Raw genomic sequence first — 23,418 nt, forward strand, 5'->3', positions numbered from 1 at the left:
GCAGATGAAAACTGAAGGCCATTCTGAAGTCTCCGCAGAGCTTTCGCGTTCGTCGCGCAGACGATTCGAGGGAGGGACTCCAATGAAGTTCCGGACCGCTTGTCTACGCCTTGTAGCTTTGGTGGGAAGCGTAGGGTTCACCCCGGTGGCCTTCGCCATGCCCAACGGTCTGCCCCATGCGCAGCAGCTCGCAAAATCCGGCGCCGGAGTGGAAGGGGTGCGCTGGATCTGCAATCCTTGGGGCCGCTGCAGGTGGCGCCCAACTTCTATGGCGCGTACGCCTTCTATCCGCCGCCGCCGTCTGTTTACTTCGCCCGGCGCTGCTGGGCACCAGGGTTGGCACCGGCACTGGTGGTGAATCGCTAAGGCTCAGGCCGCTTGGACTCCGACCGACTCGTCGTCCGCGGGGCCACGAGCTCTGATAATTTCGATTACATCAACAATTGTTAAGGACGGCGCTCCCCGCGTTGGGCACGTTGGTCTGCGCGGTCTTCAGAACCGGCGGTGCTCACTGGCTTGCCCCCTGCGCGGCAAGCCTCCGCTGGAGGCCGCTTGAGTGGCTGCCAAAATGAACCAAACGTGAGGCGGTCTGCTGATGACGGACGCAGCTATATTTCGCAAGCAAGCCGAAGAATGCCGCGAGCATGCCCTGAAGGCTATTAGCTCGATCGAAAAGCAGAGATGGCTTCTCCTTTCCGAGAAATGGCTTCGGCTTGCGCAGTGTGCTGACATTGGGCTTGCCAGTTGAGTGCGCAGGGCAGCTGCCAAGCGCTTCTTGGCTCTACAGCGGATTGGCGTCGCGAGGTGCAAAGCAACACGCCCTCGCGCCCCCGTTAACTTTTCTGGGCCCGCCGGAATGCTGGCAGGATGGCCACACTCGGTCCCTGACGAACATTGAGGAACCAGCGTCGGCGTCTCAAGCCCCGATCGAGATCCGCATCCACTCCGGAGGCGTTCTTCCCGCGTCGGCCGGAGCATAGGAACGTGTGAAAGTGCTCCCGGTTGCTTCGGCTTGGATAGCCATTGACGATCGGATCACTGCAGTGCCCCAGCGCCCGGCCGGCCCCCAAGACGCCGAAATGATGATCCGCAAGTTGCGGGTCAATACAAGATTGAGGGAGGATGACGTCTCCGCGCTTAGGAGGCTTTCGGTTCAGGTCAGACAGATCGAGGCCGGGTCTCTCATTGTGAGAGAGGGCGATCATCCGCAATACTGCTGCTTCTTGCTAGATGGATTGGCATGTCGGTCGAAAATAGCTGAAACGGGCAAGCGACAGATCGTGTCATTCCACATCCCGGGGGACATGCCGGACCTGCAAAGCCTCTTCCTCGAAACGATGGATCACGACTTGACAGCAATGTCGACGGCAAAGCTTGGCTTCGTCAGCCATCACGCCCTGCTGGAGGTTGCCAAGGCGCGATGGTCAGTGGCCCAGGCGCTCTGGCGCGACACTCTGGTCGACGCCGCGGTTTTTCGAGAGTGGATCGTGAATCTCGCGGCCAGATCCGCACCTGCGCGATTGGCCCACCTCATGGCCGAACTGCGGGAGCGGTTCGCCGCGGTCGGGCTGGTCGCCGGACAGCAATTTGCACTTCCGATCACCCAGGTCGATTTGGCTGACGCACTTGGGCTCACGCCCGTTCACGTCAATCGGGTCATCCGAGAACTCCGGGGTGATGGCGTACTGGATGTGCGCAGGAAGATGGTCAGCCTTACCGATGCAGCCAAAGTGGCGAAAATGGGCGGCTTCAACGACCGCTACTTGCACAAGGGCCAGAGGGACACATGAAGCTACTCTGCGCGTCACAAGTGTTAGCACGTGATGGAAACCATCGCCCCGAAACTGCTGGCCGCAATCGGACTTCGCCAACAGTTCACTGCGCGCGAGCTCGTCCTCGCTTCCTTCGGATAGGTTCTTGACAAATCCCCATGGTTTCGTTGCAAAGTAGTGCAGTCCGAAGGATTTGCAGGACCTCGGTGCCTTGTTGGGCCTTGGCGACACACCTTGGGAAGCCAACCGAATTTTGTCACCTTGCTGGTCGAGCGAAGGAGTTACTCCGCGCGCGACGGCGCGCCCGCTCGACGAGAGGATCATGAAGGGATCGGACCGCAGCAAAGCTACCGCGAAAGTCTCGACCGGTATTGATGGCTTCGACGGCATTCTGGACGGCGGTTATGCCTCCAACAGGGTACATCTGGTTGAGGGGCAACCCGGCACCGGAAAGACCACGCTCGCCCTGCAATTCCTGATGCGGGGTGTCGCGGCGGGCGAACGGTGTCTGTACATCACGCTGTCTGAAAGCAAGGAAGAACTGGAGCAGGTCGCCGAGACGCATGGCTGGGATCTTGGCGGAATCGACATCTTTGAACTGGTTCCGGCCGAACTCAGTCTGGATCCTCAGCAGCGGCAGACCGTGGTCTACGCCTCCGACCTCGAGCTCGGTGAGACGACGAAGATGACCTTCGACGAGGTGAAGCGCGTTACGCCGTCTCGCGTGGTCTTCGACAGCCTGTCGGAAATCCGCCTGCTGGCGCAAAACCCGCTGCGTTATCGTCGGCAGGTGATCGGGTTGAAGCACTTCTTTGCTCAGCAGGGCTGCACCACGTTATTTCTGGACGACCTGACCGAGGAGGGCGACGATCAAAATTTGCACAGCCTGGTGCATGGCGTCATTCGCCTCGAGCACTACGCCCTTCAGTACGGCGCTGAGAGGCGCAGGATGCGCGTGTTCAAGATGCGCGGCCGAAGTTTTCGCGGGGGCTATCATGACTTCCTGATCCGGAAGGGCGGCATTGCCTTGTTCCCGAGACTGGTCGCAGCCGAATACGCGGACGGTCAGCAGGTTGCGGAGCCGATTCTCTCAGGGATTGCCGAACTGGATCAACTGTTGGGAGGCGGGCTGGACCGGGGCACCAGCACCCTTCTGATGGGGCCTTCCGGATCCGGCAAATCGTCGATCGCCATGCAATTCGTGATGGCCGCGCTTCGGCGAGGCGAGCGCGCACTCTTCGTTACGTTCGACGAGACCAAAAGCATCTTGAACAAGCGCGCGGCAGGAATGGGCTGGAATCTCGCCGGACCAATTGAGGGCGGCCAATTGATTCTGGAGCAGGTGGATCCGGCTGAACTGTCTCCGGGTGAGTTGACCGGAATGGTGCGCCGCCTGGTGGAGGTCGAAGGCGTCCGCATCGTGGTCCTGGATAGTCTCAGCGGCTACCAGAACGCGATGCCGGCCGAGCAGTTCATGCTTTTGCTCATGCATGAGACGCTGACCTATCTGAACCACCGGGGGGTCGTGACGATTCTCACGCTCGCGCAACATGGTCTCATCGGCCCCATGCAGTCCAGCGTCGATCTGACCTATCTGAGCGATACCATGCTTCTGCTTCGCTTCTTTGAGGCCGCGGGAAAGATCAGAAGGGCCATTTCGGTCCTGAAGAAGCGGACTGGCCGCCATGAGGACGAGATCAGGGAATACCGGCTCGATGATCGCGGAATCACGGTCGGTCCTCCACTGTCGGAATTTCAAGGGGTTCTATCCGGATCGCCGACCTATACAGGCCAACACAAGATTCTGCTTGGAAAAAGCCCGAATGGCGCGACGTGAGCATGTTCAAAATGGGCCTGCGCTTGTACTGGCGCCGGTCGGCAGGGATGCGGCAGTAATCTGTTCGATGCTGCAGGCTGACGGCACTTTTGCTCGTGAGCAGCGGAGCCTTACCGAGCTGGTGGGCAATCTGGGCGAGGCGGCAGCCGCCGTGATTGCAGAAGAGGCCTTGACCCACGAGGATCGCGGCAGCCTTGCGCGGTGGATCCTCAACCAGCCGCCATGGTCGGATTTTCCTTTTGTCCTGCTGACGCTGAGGGCAGCGCGCAATCCGCAGCCAGATCTCGTCGAGTTGCTCGGAAACGTGACCGTGCTCGAACGGCCCCTCGCTGCGGCTTCGCTCAAGAGCGCGGTCAAAGCGGCCGTCCGGGCGCGGGTAAAGCAGCGACAGACTGAAAGCTATCTGGATCAGTTGACACATCTGACCGACACGCTGGAACGGCGCATCGAGGATCGTACCCACGAATTGGCGAATGCAAATCGGCGGTTGATGGCCGAAATGGTTGAGCGCGAGCGGACCGAAGTCGCGCTTCGCCACGCCCACAAAATGGAGGCCGTGGGACAACTCACCGGTGGCATCGCACATGACTTCAACAACCTGTTGACGACCATCATGGGCAATCTGCAGCTGCTTGGCTTGCGCATCGAGGACGAGCGCCTCCAGCGTTACCTGCGCAACGCCATGCACGGGGCGGAACGCGGCGCCAAGCTGGTGAAGCAGCTCATGGCATTTTCGCGTAAGCAGCACCTCGCGCCAGAGCCCATCGACATCAACGAGCTTGCCGGAGTGGTCGCCGAGCTCCTGTCGCGGACGATCGGGACCGGCATCCGCCTTGAAGTCGCCACCGAAGATGGCTTGTGGCCGGCGCTGGTCGACCCCACCCAGCTTGAACTCATGCTTCTCAACCTTGCGTTCAATGCACGCGATGCCATGCCGACGGGTGGCACCATCGTCATCGAAACTACCGCTCTGAACCGCGTCCCCGACCAACTGGCGAGCGAGCTCAAAGCAGGGCAATATGTGTGCATCTCCGTCAAGGACACCGGCACGGGCATGCCGCCGGATGTTCTGGCCCGTGCCTTCGATCCGTTCTTTACCACCAAGGCTCCCGGCAAAGGCACGGGCCTCGGTCTGTCACAGGTCTACGGCTTCGCCCGCCAATCCGGTGGGACGGTCAAGATCGAAACCGAGCTCGGTCGAGGCACCGTGGTCCGCATCTTCCTGCCTCGTTCGACTGAGGCCGTCGTTGCCGGCCAGGGATCCAGCGAACCGACGGCGTCTGCGAGGGGGACGGCTCTGGTTATCGACGATGATGCTGACGTGCGCGAAACGACCGGTGGCATGTTGGAGACCTTAGGTTACCGGGTCGTTGCCACTGATGACCTCGAAGCCGCGTTGGCAGCTCTCGGCCGAGAGAGCGTTGACCTGGCGCTGGTTGATTTGGCCATGCCGAAGATTTCCGGAGTGGATGTAGGGCGGCAACTACGGCAACGCTCGCCGCGCCTTCCCATTCTGTTTTGCAGCGGCTTTCCAGACCTGATCGAGGAGAATAGAAAGCGCATCAGCAAGGAGGCATTTCTCAGCAAGCCTTATTCCCTGGCGGATCTCGCGGCGAAAATTGAAGCGATCTCAGGCGCAAAGCCCATTGCTGTCGATCCGTCCGCGGCCGTCATGAACGGCTGACCGGCAGGGCTGCACTCAGCCGTTGGGCCATCTTGCGCGAGTCCGCGAGCTAGAGCCTAGTTTCACCGTAGAACGGCTTGGGCGTCGATCACCAACCTGGTGCCACGTAGTCGACCTCGGCAAGATACCCGTAGGGCGGCAGCGGCGCGCGATATACCGGCGCGGGCACATAGACGGGGCGCCTCACCACGACGGTCCGCTCGCGGACGATTGCTGCGGGCGGCTCCATGATCGGCCGCCGTACTAAGTAGGTTATCGCCGGTGGTAAGATCGGGGGGTACGGATCCAGATAGATTGTCTGCGCAAACGCAGTGCCCAGGCCGGGGCCAAGCCATCCGGTGACGGCCAAGCCCATGACCACGAGTAATCTCGGTACAGCTTTCATCTCTCGCCCTCAAATTCAAGCGCTTGGCAGTCGAACGGGCACGGCTCATCAAAGTTCCTTTGACCGCTCGCAAATGCGTCGCTTGCGCGAGTGGCTCGAGCTGAGCACGCGCGGGGACAGGCGCAGGCATTCTGTACCATTTGAAGCACGGTCGCTCGCGAGCTGCCGCCTCGCCACGAACTTCAGTCGAGCTAAACTTGCCATCTAGTTTGAAACCACGCAGCTTCCTCTTGGTTGTTCGCGATGCCCCGCCTCGATTGAGCCACTCGACGGTCGCGACGGAGAAACTGCCCGAGAGAAATACTGACTCGGTCGGCACATTGTGGCGCCGTCCGTTTCAGAGGCCGGATCATGCTGAACGTCGACATACAAGCGGACGCCGCGCCCCACGTCATTGTGGTTGGAAACGAAAAGGGAGGTACGGGAAAGACGACGGTCGCGATGCATATCGCCGTCGCCCTGTTGAAGGTCGGCCAGCGATTGGCGACTATTGATCTCGACGGCCGCCAGCGCACCCTTACCCGCTATATTCAGAACCGGCGCAACTGGGCTCGCAGATGTCATATCGAGCTCGAGCGGCCGACTCATTTCACCGTCACGCGTGCCGACGGTCTCAAGGTGGACGAAAACGAGGTCGCCGAGCTGCAAGAGTTCGAGCAAGCCATCGCATCCATCGGGCGCCGCCACGACTTCCTCGTGATCGATACCCCACCGCACGACAGCTATTTGATGCGGCTGGCGCATTCCATCGCGGACACAGTTGTGACACCGCTCAACGACAGTTTTGTCGATCTGGACGTGCTGGCGAGCCTCGATGCCGTGACGCTGGGCATCATTGGCGTCAGCCACTACGGGGAATTGGTGCGCGAAATGCGTCGCCATCGCCGGTCTGTCGACGGCACCCTCATCGATTGGATCGTGCTGCGCAACCGGTTTTCCCCTGATCCGGCCTCAAGTAAATCGGTGCTATCTGAAAGCTTGAACGAACTGGGATTGGCGCTGGGCTTTCGAACCGGCGCTGGGCTACCTGAGCGTCCGGTTTATCGGAATCTCTTTCCCCGTGGCCTTTCGGGGCTGGACGGCGATGTGCCCGGTATTGATGCCGATGCGGCGCATTCCGTGGCTGAGCGCGAGGTGCAGAGCGTCCTGGATGCATTGAGGGTACCGGTAGACGGACGCGGTCGCCGCCGTGCGGCTGCGCGACGGGAGTGGTTCGCGGCGCGAGGCGAGCCCCTTAAGCTCGACGACTTGCTCGCCGAACTGCCCCGCTGAGCCGCGGGGCACTTCTGTTGTTTAGCCGGTCGTCCCGAGAACCCGACCTGCCAAACGGCCTCGGCGGCACGGGCAAGTCAGGGTTGGGAGCTGACTCGGGGAGCTGGCTGGTCAGCCCCGAAGTTCGGCATGCAGGCGGGTTGGAGGCAACGGAGCTGCGTCCAAGCGAGCGCCGACTGCGCTTTTGATCTTCTGCAGCGCGCGCGCCTCAATCTGGCGAATGCGCTCGCGCGACACGCCAAACGTGACAGCAAGCTCGTCGAATGTCTTCGGTTGTTCCGTCAGGAATCGCGCTTCGACGATGCTGCGCTCTCGCGAAGTCAGGGCTGCGAGCGCATTCTTCAAGGCGTCCCTTATCCGCTCGCGATCTTGTGCGTCGGAGACCAGCGTTTCAGGATCAGGCGAGGGATCGACCAGACGGTCTTGCATCTCCTCGGAGGTGTCCGCCTGCGCCATGGGCACGTTGAGCGAAACGTCTCCTCGGATCCTTCCGTTCATCTCGACCACTTCGCGGGGCTCAACCTTTAATTGCCTGGCGATGTACGCGGCTTGCTCCGCTGACAGCTCGCCTTCCTCGCCCGCTCCTATTCGGTTCTTGAGCTTGCGCAAGTTGAAGAACAGCTTCTTTTGCGCTGCCGTCGTGCCGATCTTGACCAACGACCAGGATCGCAGGATGTACTCTTGGACCGTTGCCTTGATCCACCACATAGCATAGGTGGCGAGACGGAAGCCCTTCTTGGGCTCGAACCGTTTCACGGCCAGCATCAGCCCGACGTTCGCTTCTGAGATCAGATCGGCGACGGGCAAACCGTAGCCGCGATAGCGAAGGGCTATCTTCGCAGCCAGCCGCAAGTGACTTGTGACCAGACGGTATGCGGCCTCGCGGTCGCCGTGTTCGCGCCATCGTTCGGCGTACACGGCTTCTTCGGTCGGATTGAGCAGCGGGAAGTTGCGAATGGCCGCTAGGTACCGTGAGAGTCCGCCTTCAGAATAAACGGTGGGCATGGTTGATGGAAGTGACAGGGAGCTCATATCCAATTCCTCCTGAGAGCAAAGTGGGTTGGAGCACCGAGGGTGCGCCTTGGGCCCGAGAGCGGCACCCAAGCGCATCGGTCGCGCTCACAAAATCACGAACCAGTCGCATTGTTCCCGTCGCGCCTTGGAAAGAGCATCGGTTGGAGAGGCGCTCGGCTGGGGATGCCCGACCGGCGCCGCGGTGGCAGACAGACTTGAGTGCCGGAGAAGCTTGTCGCTGCCATTCCGAGCTCATGCGCCCATATAGGCGAAATCGGCAGCGGTCATCGCAAGAGCAATGTGGGGACGAGCCATGGCCTGGAATCAATTTGTCGGAACTACCATGCTCCTGTACGCACTGAGCAACCCTATCGGCGCCATTCCGATTTTCTTGGCGCTCACTCGACATGCAGGCACCGGAAAGGCGCACCGGGTGATACTCCTGGCGTGCACAGCGGTAGGTACCTTCTTCGTCGGCTCGGTGCTCCTTGGCAAGGAGATCCTGAAGTTCTTCAATGTCGGACTGGACGATTTCCGCATTGCGGGCGGGCTGCTCGCGCTGGTGATCGCGTTTGAAATGTTTCAGGCGCAACATGGCAAACTGATACCGCGCTCGGACGAGGCGAGCCGCAGCGAAGTCGACGTCCACGGGCTCGCCATTACCCCTTTTGCCTTTCCGCTGCTGGTCGGGCCGGCCGAGATGGGCATCCTGATCACTCTTTCCAATGACAATCCGGGGTGGCTTGCCAAGGCATTCCTGGGCGCCGCCGCACTCGTGGCTACTTTCCTGATCGGACTGACGTTATGGATGGCCGCAGCGGTCCAGCGGGTGCTGGGTCGTACCGGCATCAGTGTCATGACCCGCGTGATGGCCCTTATCGTCGCCGCGATCGGCGTGAATTTCATTATGACGGGCATTCGAAGTGAGCTGCCGGGATTGGCAAGCCCATAGCCTACGACGGCATGACCGCCCCGCGGGCGACGTGCAGCGCCTCAAGAGAGAGCTGGCTGGAAGCGCAGCATCAGCTGTGGAGCGAATTGATGAAGGTGTCTAACACCGTTCGGCTTTGCTGGTGCTGGATCTTGTCTGGCGCGGCGAAGCAGAGTAACGGCCAAAGGCGACCAGGCTGCCGGCGATCAGCGTCAAATCGCCCGCGCCCTGTTGCGTGGTGGCGCCGAGTTGCCATCGGCTCTCCTGCCTCTATGCCGCGGGGTGCATCGGTGACGGCTTGGCGCGCTGCGCTGCGGCACGAGCCTTGGCAATGGCCATCCAGTCCCGCAGCAGCCCCTTGTCTTCCTTCGAGAAGGCCGCCCGCCGCTTGAGATCCTCGAACGTATCGTCGGGGTGGCAACGCTCGAAGTCGGCGCGGACGAGCGACTCGAGATAGCTCTGTTCCTCGTTGTTCGCCATGCTGCCTGTTCCGTTTCCGAAGGCCCGCGTTCGCTGCTACGCCATAACCAATTTGCGACATGCTGGTTCGCGCCTAGGATCGACAAGACCGGATCGAGCCGTTGCGGACGGCGATGATCCGTTCGAAAGTGCGGAGTTGCTGGGGCAAGTGGGGGCGCGACTAGCTGGCCCTACTTGCGCCAGCTATGCATTCGGGCCTGTGGGATTTGAGGGCGCGGACTCGTGCGCGTAACCGGACCGTTCGCCTATGTTATGTTGTATGGCGCGCTATACGCAGCATTTGGCGTGGCATCACCGTTCTGGCCGAAGTTCTTCGAAGCGAAGGCGCTGAGCGCCCAGCAGATCGGGGGGCTACTCGCCGCCGCGATGCTGATGCGGCTCGTCTCCGGACCAGTTGTCGCAGCCTTCGCCGACTTGATCGGATCGTTGCGCCTTGTGCTCGCCGGCTGTGCGATCGTTGCCGCAGGCGCCGCCGCTGCTTTGCTCGGGACGGATACATTCGTGCTGTTGCTCCTTGCCGCACTGGTTCAGGCGGCGGCTCTTGCTCCTACGACCGCGATTGCCGATGCGTTGTCGGTCAATGCCGCGCGGCCGCAGACGGCAGGGAGGCCCCTCGAGTACGGCTGGATACGAGGTGCGGGTTCGGTCGCTTTTGTGCTGGGCACGTTGGCAGTTGGGCAGCTCATAACTTCCACGGATCTCGCGCCGGTCGCCTGGGTGAATGCGATCCTCCTGATCGCGGCCGCCGGCGCAACGGCATGGGTTCCCCGTCCGGTCGCTCAAGCCTCATCGAGCGGCGGGCTCCGCTCCGCTGTGGACGAAGTGTCCGCAGTTCTCAAGATTCCGGGGTTCCGATCGGTTATGGCGGCTTCAGCTTTGGTCTACGGCAGTCACGCAATGCATGACGCCTTCGCGGTCATCCGATGGAGCGATTCTGGCTTGGCCCCGTCGACAATCAGCTTCCTATGGGCCGAAGCGGTCCTGGCAGAGGTCTTCGTCTTTTTGCTGGTCGGTCCGGCCATGCTTGATCGGTTTGGCGCCCGTGCCGCCGCTGTTCTGGCGGCCGCCGCCGGCGTCGTGCGTTGGTGCGTTGCGGGACTGACGAGCTCGGTTTTGCTCCTTGCGATGATACAGCCGTTGCACGGATTGACTTTTGCTCTGCTTCATCTCGCTTGCATGCGCCTCACGCGGGCCGTAGTGCCCATAACCATCGCGGCGACAGCCCAGGCGGTGTACGCGTTCGGCTCCGGACTGGTGAGCACGCTGCTGACTCTCGTTTCCGGCGCTCTCTACGAGGCGTATGCCGGGGCAGCATTCATTCCGATGGCAGCTCTCTGCATAGTCGCCGTCCCGCTTGCGTGGCACGGATTCGCGCAACGGACGGCCCGGTCTGGATCCTGTGGCTGAAGGAACCAGGCGACATACGCGCATTGAATGCACCTAAAACTAAACCGCCGCCGTGGCGAATAGTTTGGAGTTGCCACTACAGCGCGTGTCGTCTGTCTCCTTGTTCCTCGTCGGGTGCCCTCCGCGTCCGACCAGCAGACGGAAGATGATGGCGCGCGGCTGAGCGCTTGCCCGACAGCCCTCGTCCCGCTCTGCTCTCGGATCGGAACGGCCTCTCTGTGAGGCGCAGACGCGGGCCCATGCAACGGCCGGCAGACGGTCCTCCTAGGAACCCCGCCGCCGGCGTGCCGGGTGCTGAGCAGCACACCCGTGACTTCGAAAATTCAGCAGAAGAGCGGGCGGGATCTCTTGACGTCGAAAAACGTGCTTCTAAATGATTGCTTGCCACCGGTGTGGCGCCGGACGCGTTCTACGGTCCGGCAGAAACCGCCGGAAGATCCCGGCGCGCTCTTATCCATGTTGCTCAAAGGAGGATGTGGCTATGAGGACCTATGATCTGTCCCCATTCTGGCGTTCCAGCATCGGCTTCGACCGAATGCTTGACCTGGCCAACGACGCGATGAACGACAGGGACAATTATCCGCTGTACGACATCGAGCGGACTGGCGAGGACCAGTACCGAATCTCGCTGGCGTTGGCCGGCTTCACCCCGGATGAGATCACGATCACTGCGGAGCAATCCAAGCTCACCGTGGAGGGCCGCAAGGCCGACAAAGGTGATCACAACTTCCTGTTCCAGGGCATCTCCATGCGGCCGTTCCGCCGCGTGTTCAACCTGGCTGACCACGTCCAGGTGAAGAATGCGACGTTCGAGAGCGGTATGCTGATGATCGATCTGGTCCGGGAAGTGCCGGAGTCAATGAAACCGCGTCACATCGAGATCGGCGTGGCCGGCAATGACAACCAGCAAATCGAGCAGAAGCAAGTAGCCTGACCGGTCTACCGGTCAGAGCTGCGGGTGGTGCGCGGCGTTGCCGCGCGCCCGTCCGCACGCACAGCAAAAAGCAAACAAAGGAGAGAATCCCATGGCACTGCGAGATCTCATTCCATTCGGAAATGGCTCACGGGAGATGTCCTTCCAACGCAATGAGGCCAATCCGTTCTTCGCGCTGCACAGCGAAATGAACCGGCTGTTCGATAATGCGTTTCGTGCGTTTGATATCGCCCCGTTCAAGTCAAACGGGCTCGGTTGGCCGAGCGTCGAAGTCAACGAGACCGAGAAGGATGTCAAAGTGGTCGCGGAACTGCCCGGTCTCGAAGAAAAGGACGTCAACGTCGAACTGCGCAATGGTCTGCTGACCATCAGCGGTGAAAAGAAGAGCGAGACCGAGGACAAGGAGCGCCGCTTCAGCGAACGCTATTATGGACGGTTCGAGCGGGCTATCCCGGTTGACGACATCGACCAGGACAAGGTCGCTGCGTCGTTCAAGAATGGCGTGCTGACGGTGACGCTGCCGAAGTCTCCCACCGCTCAGCAGAAGGTGAAACGGATCGCAATCAACGGCAAATGAGTGTTGAACCGGCGGGAGGCTCTGCTTCCCGCCGGGCACCTGGATCATGAAGGAGACGAACGATGTACAGCACTTGGAGAAAAGAGCTGATACCCGACGTGCTCAATCTTCTGCTCGGGGTCGGCTTGTTCATATCCCCTTGGCTCCTGGGCTTTTCCAATGAGCGTACGCCAAGCTGGAATGCCTGGGCAAGCGGCCTCGTCATCGCCGCGCTGGCCCTTGCCGCCTTGACCGCGTTCGCCGAATGGGAGGAGTGGATCGCTCTTGCCGTCGGCGTGTGGGTCACGCTATCGCCGTGGTTTGTGCAGTTCTCGAACAGCGCCACCGCGAAGCCGGTCCACGTTGTCGCCGGCACGCTGGTGGCTCTGATCGCTGCTGTTCGGATCTGGTACGCCCATGGCGGCCATACGCAGGCCACAGCGTAAGGCCTGGTCCAACTGGCGGAGGGAGGCCGGCGTACGTCCAGGCCTCCCGCCACCCAACTGACTCAGTAACTCCAGGCGGCCTTACTTTTCATTCAGCGAAAGGAATGCGTTCCAGGCGGCAGTCGCCAAAATCTGGGACGGACGGCGGCGGCAAGCCTTCTCAAGTTCAGTTATGATCAAGTCGGTGTCGACGATCGACTGCTTCTGGCCGCTTGCCGCAGCCACGTAGTTTAGTCCACTCCAGAACCCTTCAACCCACTTCGTCACCTCGTTCTTACTGGCGCGTCCGGTCTCGATGACATCGCACCTCTCGGTGCCCAGGCCCGCGATGTTGATACGGACACGAGCACTTTCCGCGCGGCAGGGCGAGACAAACAGAATAATCAGCGCGAGCATCGCCGCCGAGACGCGCCGCTAAGAAAGCGCATAAGAATAGCCGATCTCCATCATCGATGATCTCTGGCAGGACTGCATCTAACGCGCGCGGCGATTGCAACGTCGACAAGAACTCGCATCGCGCGGAAACGATCCAAACGCGTTTCCGCGACTGCAGGTCTCAGAAGGATCGTCGTCGGGCGGGAGTCGGGTTGTGCCGCCGCTTCGGGCAATGTGCGTTTGCTCCCACAAATACTACGACACGAACAGTGGCTTCCATCTCGAGCCTGTGCGCCCGCCGCGAACTCGCCAATTGTCTGGTAGCAGGACTGCAGCTTCGATAGTTACAATCGCGCCAGCTCGCATCACAGGCCGAATGGATAGGTGTCGGGGACGCCGGCACGGCGATGTTCGGGCCCTAGAGGCCGGACTGCGTGAGACTCGTCGAACCACAAGAACGCGTCAAACTGCTGGGCCAAGGAGGCCTGCGCGTAGGGGCTTTGCAGTTCGGTGTCGGGTCGGTAGATAACTCCGATAAAGCGTTCGAGGCGCGGCTCGATCAAGCGACGGCGAAGGCTCTCATCGCGACGAAACTCAAGGCGGCCGCGCGCGACACCGGAATCGTGAAACTGGCGCTCGTAGCTGTCCGGCCGAGAGGCCCGCACCTGCATCACTTCCATCTCGCCGTCCCAGTCCGACGCGGCGGCCACGGTACCCCTATGGGTGCCAAATCCGACCAAGCATGCTGCGCCGGCAACCTTGTTTCGACAAAGCTGCCCAAGGTTCAGCTCCTCCCGGACGACACCCATCTCCGTGAACGGGCATCGCCGATATGAGAGTTGTGCGCCCAGACCACTGCCTTCGATTGGGGACCTTGCGCCTCGAGGATATGCCCTAAGGTCTCGAACATGTGCGTATCGCGCAGATTCCAGGATTCGGCGCCTCCGTAATACATGATCCGATAGTAGCGTTCGGCGGATGCGACGAGACGCGCGTTCTGCGCCGCGTCCAGGAAGCTGTCCGGGTCGTTCGCGGCGTAGAGGTGCTTTCCGAGGATCTCTTGGCACTGTCGGACCACCTCCGCTTCGCATTTTCGATAACCTTCAGTCAGGACGGCACGACCGTAGGTCGATGTTGCGCTGCCAAGGGGGCAGGCACTCATAACGCTCGCGCGCAATTGCTGCTGCTGCAGGATGTATCCCGATAGGTGAGGACGGCCGCGATGGAACTTCGCATGTTGTAGGTGTCGAGACCGAAGAATGCGGCCCGCTCGCCAGCGGGCTTTCTGTCGTTGTATTCGCGTATCCACTCGACGAAAGCGGCGACATCCGTATTGCGCCACATCCAGGTCGGGAAGCGCTGGAACGGCTTCCCGGTCGAACTGCGGGACGATCGCTGGCGAACGTGTCGGTCGATCGCCACGGCGTCAGGGCCAATCTGCTTCCACCGCAACGACCGTAAAGCCGTGCTTCTCAATCAGGCAGCGCGTGATCGCGGCGTTGGCTTCTTCGCCCGACGATTCGCCGCCAAGGAGGCCTGCGCAAAAGCGCTCGGCACCGGCGTCATCGAGCGGGTGGGCTGGCAGGACATCGAAATTTCTACGGACGGATCGGGCGCGCCAAAGATTGCACTTTCGGGCGGTGCTCTGCGGCGAGCTCGACGCCTCGCCCCAAAGGGATCGAAAATCACCGGACACGTCTCGTTCGCGACGGCAAAAGGCATGTGCATCGCCCTCGCTGTCATCGAAGCTAGACACCCGGTCTGCCATCAAACGCCGAACAGATAAGGCTCGCGACGCATCGCGTGGGATCTCGTTCGTAAACGCGATGCGTGCTACATGAGATCCACCGTGCTCCACCGTTAATAGCCGCGGCTCAAGAACAGGACTTTTCCGTAACTGAAGATTGTGGCGGAGAGGGAGGGATTTCCCGACCGAGAACCGGACAGCCCGAAACGACCGTAAAATCAGCATTCCCGAAAGAGGCCGGCGAAGGTTTGCGACCACCGCTGTGTACCACCCGAATGGCCTCCCCGGCCGTCGAAGTCAATCGATTTGGAGCCGTCTCAGGCCGCCCCGGCGCGTAGACGGTCTTGGATGCCCAACGCGTCGCCGACCGCGTGATAGGATACCCGCTCGGCCGGGCAGGGAGCTTGCCGGCGAGATGGAGACATGAAGTCCAGGATTGGCAAGATCGGTAGCTCCCATGCCTTTCTGTTGAGGAGCCAGCGCCAGGACAGCGCTGCGCTCACCACAACTGGAGGTAGCATCGCCGCCATTACTCACCAAAAGGATTGAGAATGACCAGCCAATTGGCAGGCGACCGGCGACGTATTTGACTCGGCGGACCATCGTCCGCCGTTTGAGTACGGCGTCCTGTAGCGGATAGCCAAAGGCTCACGCCCGCTGTTCAAAAACATGCGCTCGCGCGGATAGCCAAAGGCGGTGGTCCCGTTCGGCGCCTTGAAAGAATCAGCTTGAAGAAGCCGGCGAAAACCCGCGAAGAACTTGAGGCCGCCATCAAGCTGGAGATGGAAGACGTCAGCGACTGGCCGACGGACCTGGCCATCTCGGTCGTGCCGCACGAAGATTCCTGGAAAGTCGAGATCATGACGGACGGGCCGCCGCAGGACGCGGAGCGTTGCGACATGATCGAAGCCATTGCCAATAGGCTGCGTAACCAGTTCGATCTGAAAGGTTGACCTCCCCACCTCCGCAAACGATCCGCTGTGACTATCGCCGAGAGCGAAGATCGGGCGCGCGCCCGAGGTGAGGGGCAGGGCAAGCTAACCGGCGAGCATACGGCGAAGCGTCACGTCCTAGTACGACTACCCGGATAGTATTGCTCTTGCGACGGCTAGGGTTCGCGGGCCTTGGCGGTGGCGACGAGTTCGCCGTTCAGGCATTCGTTGATGAGGAAGCGGACCATCATGCCAGCAGACGAAAGCGACCCACCCGCCCGGCTTGAGCGCGCGCGGCGCATATGGGCGAACGCCGCCGTCGGATCGTCGAAGAACATCACTCCGAAGCGCGAGAACAGGATATCGAACGCGCCCTCGGGCAGCTCGGCGCTGCTGGCGTCGGCCACCCGGAACAGGGCCGGCGTATCCTGTGGCGCAAGCGCGCGCGCTCGGCCGATCAGCGGTTCGGATACGTCCACGCCTAGCACTTGGCCCCCCGCGCCGACGCGGGCGGCCAGAGCCAGACTCGACGCGCCCGCGCCGCAGCCGACGTCCAGCACGCGCTCGCCCGCCGCGGGCGCGGCGGCTTCGATCGCGGCCTGGCCGAACACCGCCAGCCCGGCATCGAGCCGGGCCTGGTGGGCGACCCAGCGCTCCCGGTTTGGGCATTCCAGTCGGCGACCTGATAAGCTGATGGCGGCATCACACGAATGATCCGCTTTAGCTCACGATCGGTCCAGCCGTCGCTTCATCCAAACCGGCACGAGCTTGGATAGCGAGGCTTCGTTCTGCAGCCTGCGAGTCGAAGTATTCCTCAATCGAATAAACCTTGCCCCATCGCAACTTGAAGACGTGGACGCCCCTGTTCACATAGGAGCTTTGGCCGTCAAGTAGCCTCGCGTTGGCCCGCCACTTGACGAACACTGTGGTATTCCATGGCCAACCCGTCACCTCGACCTGCTCAACATCTATGTGCAGCTTCGGGAAAACACGGCCCATGCGCTCGAACCACTGCTTCACCGATTGCTTTCCATGTCGCTCCCCCCCCAACGCATGATCTCCGGCAACCCAGTGATACGCGTTCGGTGTTAGGCCTTTTGCAGCATCATCCCAACGCTGGTTCGTTGACATGATCGAAGCTTCTGCGGATCTCTTTTTTGACAATTAGACTGTAGACCATTGATGTCCCCTGTTGTCGGATAGCCGACGGCTCTGCAAGACGGGATGGATACTTTCCAGATATCGAAAGCTGCTCCAGGTAACGGCGGCGATCCGTTGGGAAAGCTGGCTGACGGGCGGCCACGCAGACGGCAGCGGCGCAACAGTCAGAGCCAGCGGCGAACCTCGGCCTTGTAGCGGCGGTAGTCGTCGCCGAACTTCGCTTCGAGATAGCGCTCCTCGCGGGCGATCACCTGCGTCTGGATCGCGATCAGCACCAACGGGAGCAAGGCGAAGGCGATCGGCCCGTCGAAGCCGATCGCAACGCCGGCATAGATAAGCGCCATGCCGAGATACATGGGATTGCGGGTCCACCTATAAGGGCCGGTCGTTGCGATGAGGGTCGTTGGCTGCGACGGCGGAACGTTGGTGCCCAGCCGCCGGAACAGCCCCGCCGCCGCAAGCATCATCGCCGCGCCGGCAAAGAACAGCAGCGCGCCCGTCGCGGCCAGCAACCGCCAGTCGATGCCGAAAGAGCGCAGCGTGACGAACCGCTCCGCCGCCAGCCCCAACAGCAGCGCTCCCAGATAGACGAAGGGCGGAGGGACGCGCACACCCGCGCTGTCCGGTTCGACGGCCATGCTCATCTCCAATCTGTGCGCTCAAACCAGCATCGACTGCTGGGCGAAGATACCCGCCATCGCGCCGTGCGATGATGCCAGGGTGACCGATGGCGGCGTAAAGGGGTTGGCGAGGTCGCCGGCGGCGTAGATGCCGGGCATGCTGGTTTGGCGGCGCTCGTCGACCTTGAGGATGATGCCGAGGGGCGTATCGATCGTGGCGAGGCCTAGTGATTCATGCAGGCTTGCGGACGGCTTGTTGCGCGGATGCGCGAACAGGATGTCGACCGCGACATTGGGGCCGGTATCGAGCTTGACGGTGGCGTTATGGCTCCCGTGATGGGCGATCTCGATGATCCGGCCATCGACGACAGGCGTGTTGCGGCGCGTCAGATCGGCCCGGATATCGGGCGGAATGTCATGACCATTGGCGAAGACCGTCAACCTGTCGGTCCAATCGTGGAACAGCCTGACCTGATTGTGCGACTGCGGGCCGGACCAGACGAGACCCCAATGCTGGCCGGCGACTTCAAAGCCGTCGCAATAGGGGCAGGGCACGATGGAGGTGCCCCAACCTTCGGCAAAGCCCGGAACATCAGGCATCTGGTCGGCGACGCCATAGCTCAGGATCAGGCGACGCGCCCCAAGGCTTTCGCCATCGCCGGTAAGGACAGAGAAATTGTCGATGGCGCCGGAGACGCTGTCGGCCCGGGCACTGACCAGCTTGATCGTGGGATAACGCGCCAGCTGCTGCCGCGCCTCGGCCAGGATGTCTAGCGGCGGCTTGTGATCGTGGCCGAGCAGACCATGCGAGTGGCCAGCGAAGCGGTTGCGCGGCAGGCCGGTATCGAGAACGGTGACCTTGCGGCGGGCACGGCCGAGCTGCAGGGCGCCGGCGAGACCGGCAAAGCTGCCGCCGATGATGATGACGTCATCCATGGTGATGGGCTCCGTGTTGTGGATGGAGGGGTTGAACGCAGCAGACCGCTCAGCCCGATTTGCCGAGTGCTTTCAGTATGAAACGGATCTGGTCGCGCAGGCCTGCTTCCGTGTCTTCGCCGTGTACAACGCAGTGCTCGATCAGAATGGGATGGAAGAATGGCATAAACGCGGATCTGACTGCTCGCGCCGCTTCCGCGGCATCTTCGACATCGAACTGTCCCGCTTGGGCGCCCCCGCGTATGATCGCCTCGAAGATCGTCTCCATCCGCTCGATATGCGCCTTGATGATCGGCCAGTTCTCCTGCGTGGCGGCGACGATCAGATCGTGCATGGGCTTCGCCGTGACCAACGTCATCTTGCTGTGGTGGTGAACAGTGCTCAGCAGTTCCTCGAGTTTCTCGGCGGCCGGCGCGTTCCTCCGTGCGATCGCAAAGGCGAAGTCGGCAAGCTCGTTCAATAGACGCCCGCAGATGGACTCGTCGATTGCATTCCGGGAGGGAAAGAACCGGTAGATGTTCGCCGGGCTCATGCCGAGCTCGGCGGCGATGTCGGCCACCGACGTCCTGTGGTGACCGACACGCCGAAAGCGCTCTTCCGCCGCTCCCAGGATCCGGGCGCGGGCCTCGTCGGACTCTCTTCCCGTTCGGACCGAACGATCCATTGGAGCAACAGCGCCTTATTCGGCAGCCAATGCCGGCTGCAGTTCCGGCCTCTTGGGTGAAACCTCATGCATGTCGTCTGCGGTCGGCTTGATCCGAAACCAGGCGGCATAGAGCGCAGGAAGGAACAGCAGGATCAGAACCGTTCCGACCGCGGTGCCGCCGATCAACGTATACGCCATCGATCCCCAGAAAACGGAATGCGTAAGAGGGATGAAGGCCAGCACCGCAGCCAATGCGGTCAGGATCACGGGTCTGGTGCGCTGCACCGTGGCCTCGATGACGGCGTGATAGTCGTCAAGGCCGGCGGCAAGGTTCTCCTTGATCTGGTCGGTCAAGATAAGTGTGTTGCGCATCAGGATGCCCGCGAGGCCTATCAGGCCCAGAATGGCGTTGAATCCGAAGGGCTGGTGAAAAATCAGCAACATCGGCACGACGCCGGCGAGGCCAAGCGGTCCGGTCAGCACGACCATGGCCATCATCGAGAAGGATCGCACCTGCAGCATGATGACGATCAGCATGGCGGCAATCATAACCGGAAAGATTGTCGCCAACGCGTCGTTGGCCTTGGTTGCCTCCTCGATCGATCCGCCCAACTCGATGCGATAACCGGCCGGAAGGGATGCGATCAGCGGCTGAAGGGCCGTCTTGATATCCTTGGAGACCTCCGGAGGCTGAGTCGCCTCATTGATGTCCGACCTGATCATGACGACGGGGGTGCGGTCGCGACGCTTCATGATCGGTTCTTCAAGCTGGACTTCCGAATGGCCGACCTGGTCGAGAGGAACGGCGCGGCCGTCTCGGCTCATCAATGAGAAATCCGCCAGTCGCGTCGGATCCAGCCGCTCGCCGCCGGCGCTGCGCGCCACGATGGGGACATTGCGAATGTCCTCGCGGACCTGCGTCACGGCAATGCCCGTGAGCAGGAACTGGAGTTGCCGGCCCACCTCCGCCGGCGAAAGGCCGATGAGGTTCAGTCGATCCTGATCCGGGATGAAGCGGAGCACGGGCGTGCGATCACCCCAGTCGCGGTTCGCCTGGCGCACATCGGGAACGCCACGCATGATACCGAGCGCCTTTTCGGAGATCGCGTATAGTTGCGCGGGGTCAGGCCCCATGATCCGAAACTCGACGGGGAATGGCGTATAGGGTCCGAACACAAGCTGCGTGACACGCACATTGGCTTCAGGCGCAAGCCCATCCGACACCGCCTGTCGGAGCCGATGCTTCAAGACCTCGCGGGCTTCCGCGTCCGGTGTCAGCACGACCATCTTGGCGAAGGCCGGATCGGGCAGCTCCGGCGCCATCGCGAAGAAGAAGCGCGGCGCACCCTGACCGACATAGCTCGTGACGATCTTGGCCTCCGACTGGCCTTCCAGCCAGCGTTCAAGCTTTGCGACGGTGGCGGTCGTCGTCCCGATGCTGGTGCCTTCCGGCAGACGAACTTCCACCAGAACTTCAGGGCGGTCGGACGTCGGGAAGAACTGCTGTTTGAGGCCGCCCATGCCGGCGACGGAAAGCGCGAAAGCGACGGCGACGACGCCGCAGGTCACGAACTTGTGGCGCACGACGAAGGTAATGAGAGCGCGCAAGCGCCGATAGTTGGGCGTGCCGTAAATCGCGTGGTGGCCGCCTTCGATCGGTTTGATCGCGGGCAGCATCTTGACGCCGAGATACGGCGTGAAGACCACCGCGACGATCCAGGAGACGATGAGGGCGAATCCCACGACCCAGAAGATGTTGCCGGCGTATTCCCCGGCCGTCGAGCGGGCGAAGCCCACCGGCAGGAAGCCTGCGATCGTCACGAGTGTTCCCGACAGCATCGGTGCCGCGGTGTGGCTCCATGCATACGCCGCCGCCGAGATGCGGTCCATGCCCTCTTCCATCTTCACCACCATCACCTCGATGGCGATGATGGCGTCGTCCACGAGAAGGCCCAGCGCCAGGATGAGAGCGCCCAGTGTAATGCGGTCGAAGAAACGGCCGGTCTCCAGCATGATGAGGAACACGACGGCAAGCGTCAGTGGGACGGCAGCCGCGACAACGATGCCGACGCGCCAGCCGAGGCTGAGCAGGCTCACGAGGAGCACCACGCCGAGCGCCATCGCGAACTTCATCATGAATTCGTTCACCGATGAGGAGATGTTGACGGCCTGGTCGCTGACCTTGGCCAACGTCATCCCGAGTGGCAGTGTCCGGGAGATCGCTGCGGACCTCTCCTCCAGCGCCTTGCCGAGCGCGAGACCATTCCAGCCCTCCTGCATGACCGCCGCCAGCATGATGGTGGGCTCGCCCTGGTGCCGGATCAGGTAGGTGGGAGGATCCTCGTAACCGCGACGGACTTCGGCGATGTCGGAAAGCTTCAGCGTTCGCCCGGCTGCGACGATCGGCGTGTCGGCGATCGCCTGGACGCTGTCATAGGCCCCCTCGACCCGGATGAAGACCTGCGGCCCCTTGGTGTCGATCGAACCCGCCGGTGTGACCGTGTTCTGCCGCTGCAAGGCGGCAACGATATCCGTTGCCGATACGCCGAGGGTCGCCAGTTTGGGATAGGAGAACTCGACGAATATCTGCTCGGGGCGTTCGCCGAGGATGTTGATCTTCTTGACGCCGGGCACGTGCAGAAGATCCTGGCGAATGGTCTCGGCTTGCCTGGCGAGCTCCCGCATCGGCATGCCCTTGGCCTTCAGGGCATAAAGGGCGAAGCTGACGTCCGAATATTCGTCATTGATGAAGGGGCCGAGCACACCGGGGGGCAGCTTGCGGGCTTCATCGCCCAGCTTCTTGCGGGCCTGATAGAATTCCTCCTGCACGCTCGATGGCGGTGTGTTGTCCTTCAGCGTCACGGTCATGTACGCATAACCCGGCCGTGTGGTCGTCTCCACCCGGTCGTACCAGGTCAGCTCCTGGATCCGCTTTTCCAGCGGTTCGGCGACCTGGTCCTGCATCTCGCGTGCGGTCGCACCCGGCCACACGGTCGTGACCGTCAGGGTCTTGATGGTGAAGGAGGGATCCTCGGCCCGTCCGAGCATGAAGAAGGCGTAGGCGCCCGCGGCTGCCAGCAAAAGCAAGAAGAACAGCGTTGCGGCCCGTTCACGGACTGCGATCGCCGAAAGATTGAAGCTCATCAGTTGCTCCTGTCTTGAGAGGCTGTCCTGACGTGAGCGTCCTCCTGCAGGAGGTGTGCGCCCAGAGAGACAACCCGATCACCGGAGCTCAGGCCGGAGATAACGGCATTTTCGCTGGTCACACGCACAAGCTTGATGGTCTGAAAGCGGACCGTCGAGGTGCCGCCGTCGAACACCCAAACGCCGGTCTTTCTGCCGTCGTCGAGCACGGCTCCCAGCGGCACCTGAACTTCCGGCTGGCTCCCATGGCTTGCAAACCGGATGGTGATCGTCGCGCCAAGCGGTGCCGCCGCGGCCTCACCGCCGAGCACGTAGCGGGCCTCATAGGTGCGGGTCTGAGGATCGGCGGAATCCGACAACTGCCGCAGATGCGCAGTAAAGCGCCCATCGGTCCCGTACAGGCTCGCCTCAGCGAGCGACCCGATCGCCGGCCGGATCGTTTCGGGAAGCGCCACCACAGCCTCGCGAGGACCGGACTGTGCCAGCCGAACGACCGCCTGGCCTGCGGAGACCACTTGTCCCGGCTCGCCCAGCGTTTGCATGACCGTTCCATCCGCATCCGCCACCAGGACGGAATAGGTCGCCTGGTTCTCGGCAACCCCGGCGTCGGCTTCCGCCGCTGCGAGCTGCGCTTTGGCTGTATCCGAGGCGGCCTTCGCCTGCTCGTAGCGCTGTTTGGAAGTCCATCCGTCGCTGACCAGGTTGGCGTATCGCCGCTCATCGGCGTCGGTCTGAACGACAGCTGCACGCGCAGCGGCGACGGCGTTGCGCTTCGCTGCGAGCGCCAGGCGGAGGTCGGTTTCGTCGATCCGCATCAGCGGCTGCCCGGATTTGACCTGCTCACCGACACTGACGAGCCGCTCGACGATCTTACCGGCGACGCGAAAACCGAGATTGCTTTCCACCCTCGCCCCGATGGTGCCGGTGAAGCCGCGGTCGGATCCGCTGACCGGCGCGGCCATCACGAGACGGACCATTGGGGGCTCTTGCCTGGGGTCACCGACCGCGGAGGCTTCCCGGGGCGGGATCCCGAGGGCAACGAAGGTCGCCACCCCGGCCGAGATCAAAATACCAGCCAAAACCGCAAAGCCCCGCATCCTCATGGCAATCTCCCAATTTTAGATTTCGTCCGAACTCTG

20 protein-coding genes and 2 pseudogenes are annotated in these 23,418 nt (G+C 62.0%); 11 read left to right on the forward strand and 11 right to left on the reverse strand.

The genetic code is table 11. The features are described 5' to 3' along the window. Window positions 1-1,079 precede the first annotated feature (1,079 nt). The 4 genes from IVB26_RS03450 (at window position 1,080) to IVB26_RS03465 (ending at window position 6,950) form a co-directional block, all read left to right on the forward strand. The gene (locus IVB26_RS03450; protein WP_247565311.1) at window positions 1,080-1,790 is read left to right on the forward strand and encodes a Crp/Fnr family transcriptional regulator; all 711 of its coding nucleotides are present in this window, start codon (window positions 1,080-1,082) and stop codon (window positions 1,788-1,790) included. Between the two features lie 304 nt (window positions 1,791-2,094). After that, the gene (locus IVB26_RS03455; protein WP_247970608.1) at window positions 2,095-3,609 is read left to right on the forward strand and encodes an ATPase domain-containing protein; all 1,515 of its coding nucleotides are present in this window, start codon (window positions 2,095-2,097) and stop codon (window positions 3,607-3,609) included. Further along, complete coding sequence (locus tag IVB26_RS03460; RefSeq protein ID WP_247453514.1) at window positions 3,596-5,293, forward strand: ATP-binding protein; 1,698 nt, start codon at window positions 3,596-3,598, stop codon at window positions 5,291-5,293. Before IVB26_RS03455 ends, IVB26_RS03460 begins: the two co-directional genes overlap by 14 nt. A gap of 736 nt (window positions 5,294-6,029) precedes the next feature. Next, a complete protein-coding gene (locus IVB26_RS03465; RefSeq protein ID WP_247565306.1) occupies window positions 6,030-6,950 on the forward strand; it encodes a division plane positioning ATPase MipZ in 921 nt (306 codons plus the stop codon). A 111-nt stretch (window positions 6,951-7,061) separates the two neighbouring features. Here IVB26_RS03465 and rpoH read toward each other — a convergent pair whose 3' ends face one another. Beyond that, complete coding sequence (gene rpoH, locus IVB26_RS03470) at window positions 7,062-7,982, reverse strand: RNA polymerase sigma factor RpoH (RefSeq protein ID WP_247970609.1); 921 nt, start codon at window positions 7,980-7,982, stop codon at window positions 7,062-7,064. Window positions 7,983-8,277: 295 nt separating this feature from the next. On the opposite strand from rpoH, the gene IVB26_RS03475 reads away from it, so the two are divergent. After that, the gene (locus tag IVB26_RS03475; protein ID WP_247453519.1) at window positions 8,278-8,916 is read left to right on the forward strand and encodes a MarC family protein; all 639 of its coding nucleotides are present in this window, start codon (window positions 8,278-8,280) and stop codon (window positions 8,914-8,916) included. Between the two features lie 249 nt (window positions 8,917-9,165). Here the strand turns inward: IVB26_RS03475 and IVB26_RS03480 are convergent, their stop codons facing one another. Then, complete coding sequence (locus IVB26_RS03480; RefSeq protein WP_247400817.1) at window positions 9,166-9,375, reverse strand: hypothetical protein; 210 nt, start codon at window positions 9,373-9,375, stop codon at window positions 9,166-9,168. A 285-nt stretch (window positions 9,376-9,660) separates the two neighbouring features. Between IVB26_RS03480 and IVB26_RS03485 the strand changes: the two genes are divergently transcribed. The 4 genes from IVB26_RS03485 to IVB26_RS03500 all read left to right on the forward strand — a co-directional run bounded on the left by IVB26_RS03485 (window position 9,661) and on the right by IVB26_RS03500 (window position 12,718). After that, window positions 9,661-10,782 carry an MFS transporter gene (locus IVB26_RS03485; protein ID WP_247565303.1) on the forward strand — a complete coding sequence of 374 codons (1,122 nt, stop codon included), beginning with the start codon at window positions 9,661-9,663 and terminating at the stop codon, window positions 10,780-10,782. 481 nt (window positions 10,783-11,263) lie between these two features. Continuing rightward, window positions 11,264-11,716 carry an Hsp20 family protein gene (locus IVB26_RS03490; protein ID WP_247453523.1) on the forward strand — a complete coding sequence of 151 codons (453 nt, stop codon included), beginning with the start codon at window positions 11,264-11,266 and terminating at the stop codon, window positions 11,714-11,716. Between the two features lie 91 nt (window positions 11,717-11,807). Further along, window positions 11,808-12,293: an Hsp20/alpha crystallin family protein gene (locus IVB26_RS03495; RefSeq protein WP_247400952.1), complete on the forward strand. Its 486-nt coding sequence runs from the start codon at window positions 11,808-11,810 to the stop codon at window positions 12,291-12,293. A 62-nt stretch (window positions 12,294-12,355) separates the two neighbouring features. Beyond that, window positions 12,356-12,718 carry an SPW repeat protein gene (locus IVB26_RS03500; protein WP_247453525.1) on the forward strand — a complete coding sequence of 121 codons (363 nt, stop codon included), beginning with the start codon at window positions 12,356-12,358 and terminating at the stop codon, window positions 12,716-12,718. An 81-nt stretch (window positions 12,719-12,799) separates the two neighbouring features. On the opposite strand, the gene IVB26_RS03505 is transcribed toward IVB26_RS03500, so the two are convergent. Continuing rightward, the gene (locus tag IVB26_RS03505) at window positions 12,800-13,114 is read right to left on the reverse strand and encodes a hypothetical protein (RefSeq protein WP_247565300.1); all 315 of its coding nucleotides are present in this window, start codon (window positions 13,112-13,114) and stop codon (window positions 12,800-12,802) included. A gap of 344 nt (window positions 13,115-13,458) precedes the next feature. After that, window positions 13,459-14,675 (reverse strand): annotated as a pseudogene (locus IVB26_RS43310) (erythromycin esterase family protein); the annotation flags it as partial. On the opposite strand from IVB26_RS43310, the gene IVB26_RS43130 reads away from it, so the two are divergent. Together IVB26_RS43130 and IVB26_RS03520 are read left to right on the forward strand one after the other, a co-directional pair. Then, window positions 14,559-14,879 (forward strand): holo-ACP synthase, encoded by a 321-nt coding sequence (locus IVB26_RS43130; protein WP_458309356.1) that lies wholly within the window; start codon window positions 14,559-14,561, stop codon window positions 14,877-14,879. The pseudogene IVB26_RS43310 and the gene IVB26_RS43130 sit on opposite strands and share 117 nt — an antisense overlap. A gap of 689 nt (window positions 14,880-15,568) precedes the next feature. Next, window positions 15,569-15,793: a hypothetical protein gene (locus IVB26_RS03520; RefSeq protein ID WP_247565297.1), complete on the forward strand. Its 225-nt coding sequence runs from the start codon at window positions 15,569-15,571 to the stop codon at window positions 15,791-15,793. Window positions 15,794-16,024: 231 nt separating this feature from the next. Here IVB26_RS03520 and IVB26_RS03525 read toward each other — a convergent pair. From IVB26_RS03525 to IVB26_RS03555, 7 genes and pseudogenes are all read right to left on the reverse strand, one after another. Continuing rightward, window positions 16,025-16,475, reverse strand: a pseudogene (locus IVB26_RS03525) (class I SAM-dependent methyltransferase); the annotation flags it as partial. A 17-nt stretch (window positions 16,476-16,492) separates the two neighbouring features. Further along, window positions 16,493-16,903 carry a nuclear transport factor 2 family protein gene (locus IVB26_RS03530; protein WP_247970610.1) on the reverse strand — a complete coding sequence of 137 codons (411 nt, stop codon included), beginning with the start codon at window positions 16,901-16,903 and terminating at the stop codon, window positions 16,493-16,495. 194 nt (window positions 16,904-17,097) lie between these two features. Next, window positions 17,098-17,571, reverse strand: coding sequence for a methyltransferase family protein (locus IVB26_RS03535; protein ID WP_247412429.1), 474 nt, complete (start codon window positions 17,569-17,571; stop codon window positions 17,098-17,100). Between the two features lie 21 nt (window positions 17,572-17,592). Then, window positions 17,593-18,489, reverse strand: a complete 897-nt coding sequence (locus tag IVB26_RS03540) for an NAD(P)/FAD-dependent oxidoreductase (protein ID WP_247412432.1) — start codon at window positions 18,487-18,489, stop codon at window positions 17,593-17,595. Between the two features lie 49 nt (window positions 18,490-18,538). Beyond that, on the reverse strand, window positions 18,539-19,153 hold the full coding sequence (locus tag IVB26_RS03545) for a TetR/AcrR family transcriptional regulator (RefSeq protein ID WP_247412434.1): 615 nt from the start codon (window positions 19,151-19,153) through the stop codon (window positions 18,539-18,541). Between the two features lie 15 nt (window positions 19,154-19,168). Continuing rightward, window positions 19,169-22,279, reverse strand: coding sequence for an efflux RND transporter permease subunit (locus tag IVB26_RS03550; protein ID WP_247970611.1), 3,111 nt, complete (start codon window positions 22,277-22,279; stop codon window positions 19,169-19,171). Beyond that, on the reverse strand, window positions 22,279-23,382 hold the full coding sequence (locus IVB26_RS03555; RefSeq protein WP_247567214.1) for an efflux RND transporter periplasmic adaptor subunit: 1,104 nt from the start codon (window positions 23,380-23,382) through the stop codon (window positions 22,279-22,281). Before IVB26_RS03555 ends, IVB26_RS03550 begins: the two co-directional genes overlap by 1 nt. Between the last annotated feature and the right edge of the window lie 36 nt (window positions 23,383-23,418).

Origin of the sequence: Bradyrhizobium sp. 195, from assembly GCF_023101665.1 — a bacterium.
Lineage (GTDB): Bacteria > Pseudomonadota > Alphaproteobacteria > Rhizobiales > Xanthobacteraceae > Bradyrhizobium.

Bases quoted from the DNA above. Each gene is read 5' to 3' on its own strand.
- IVB26_RS03450 (WP_247565311.1), top strand. From the start codon at position 1,080: ATGATGATCCGCAAGTTGCGGGTCAATACAAGATTGAGGGAGGATGAC.
- IVB26_RS03455 (WP_247970608.1), top strand. From the start codon at position 2,095: ATGAAGGGATCGGACCGCAGCAAAGCTACCGCGAAAGTCTCGACCGGT.
- IVB26_RS03460 (WP_247453514.1), top strand. From the start codon at position 3,596: ATGGCGCGACGTGAGCATGTTCAAAATGGGCCTGCGCTTGTACTGGCG.
- IVB26_RS03465 (WP_247565306.1), top strand. From the start codon at position 6,030: ATGCTGAACGTCGACATACAAGCGGACGCCGCGCCCCACGTCATTGTG.
- rpoH (WP_247970609.1), bottom strand. From the start codon at position 7,982: ATGAGCTCCCTGTCACTTCCATCAACCATGCCCACCGTTTATTCTGAA.
- IVB26_RS03475 (WP_247453519.1), top strand. From the start codon at position 8,278: ATGGCCTGGAATCAATTTGTCGGAACTACCATGCTCCTGTACGCACTG.
- IVB26_RS03480 (WP_247400817.1), bottom strand. From the start codon at position 9,375: ATGGCGAACAACGAGGAACAGAGCTATCTCGAGTCGCTCGTCCGCGCC.
- IVB26_RS03490 (WP_247453523.1), top strand. From the start codon at position 11,264: ATGAGGACCTATGATCTGTCCCCATTCTGGCGTTCCAGCATCGGCTTC.
- IVB26_RS03495 (WP_247400952.1), top strand. From the start codon at position 11,808: ATGGCACTGCGAGATCTCATTCCATTCGGAAATGGCTCACGGGAGATG.
- IVB26_RS03500 (WP_247453525.1), top strand. From the start codon at position 12,356: ATGTACAGCACTTGGAGAAAAGAGCTGATACCCGACGTGCTCAATCTT.
- IVB26_RS03505 (WP_247565300.1), bottom strand. From the start codon at position 13,114: ATGCTCGCGCTGATTATTCTGTTTGTCTCGCCCTGCCGCGCGGAAAGT.
- IVB26_RS03530 (WP_247970610.1), bottom strand. From the start codon at position 16,903: ATGTCAACGAACCAGCGTTGGGATGATGCTGCAAAAGGCCTAACACCG.
- IVB26_RS03535 (WP_247412429.1), bottom strand. From the start codon at position 17,571: ATGGCCGTCGAACCGGACAGCGCGGGTGTGCGCGTCCCTCCGCCCTTC.
- IVB26_RS03540 (WP_247412432.1), bottom strand. From the start codon at position 18,489: ATGGATGACGTCATCATCATCGGCGGCAGCTTTGCCGGTCTCGCCGGC.
- IVB26_RS03545 (WP_247412434.1), bottom strand. From the start codon at position 19,153: ATGGATCGTTCGGTCCGAACGGGAAGAGAGTCCGACGAGGCCCGCGCC.
- IVB26_RS03550 (WP_247970611.1), bottom strand. From the start codon at position 22,279: ATGAGCTTCAATCTTTCGGCGATCGCAGTCCGTGAACGGGCCGCAACG.
- IVB26_RS03555 (WP_247567214.1), bottom strand. From the start codon at position 23,382: ATGAGGATGCGGGGCTTTGCGGTTTTGGCTGGTATTTTGATCTCGGCC.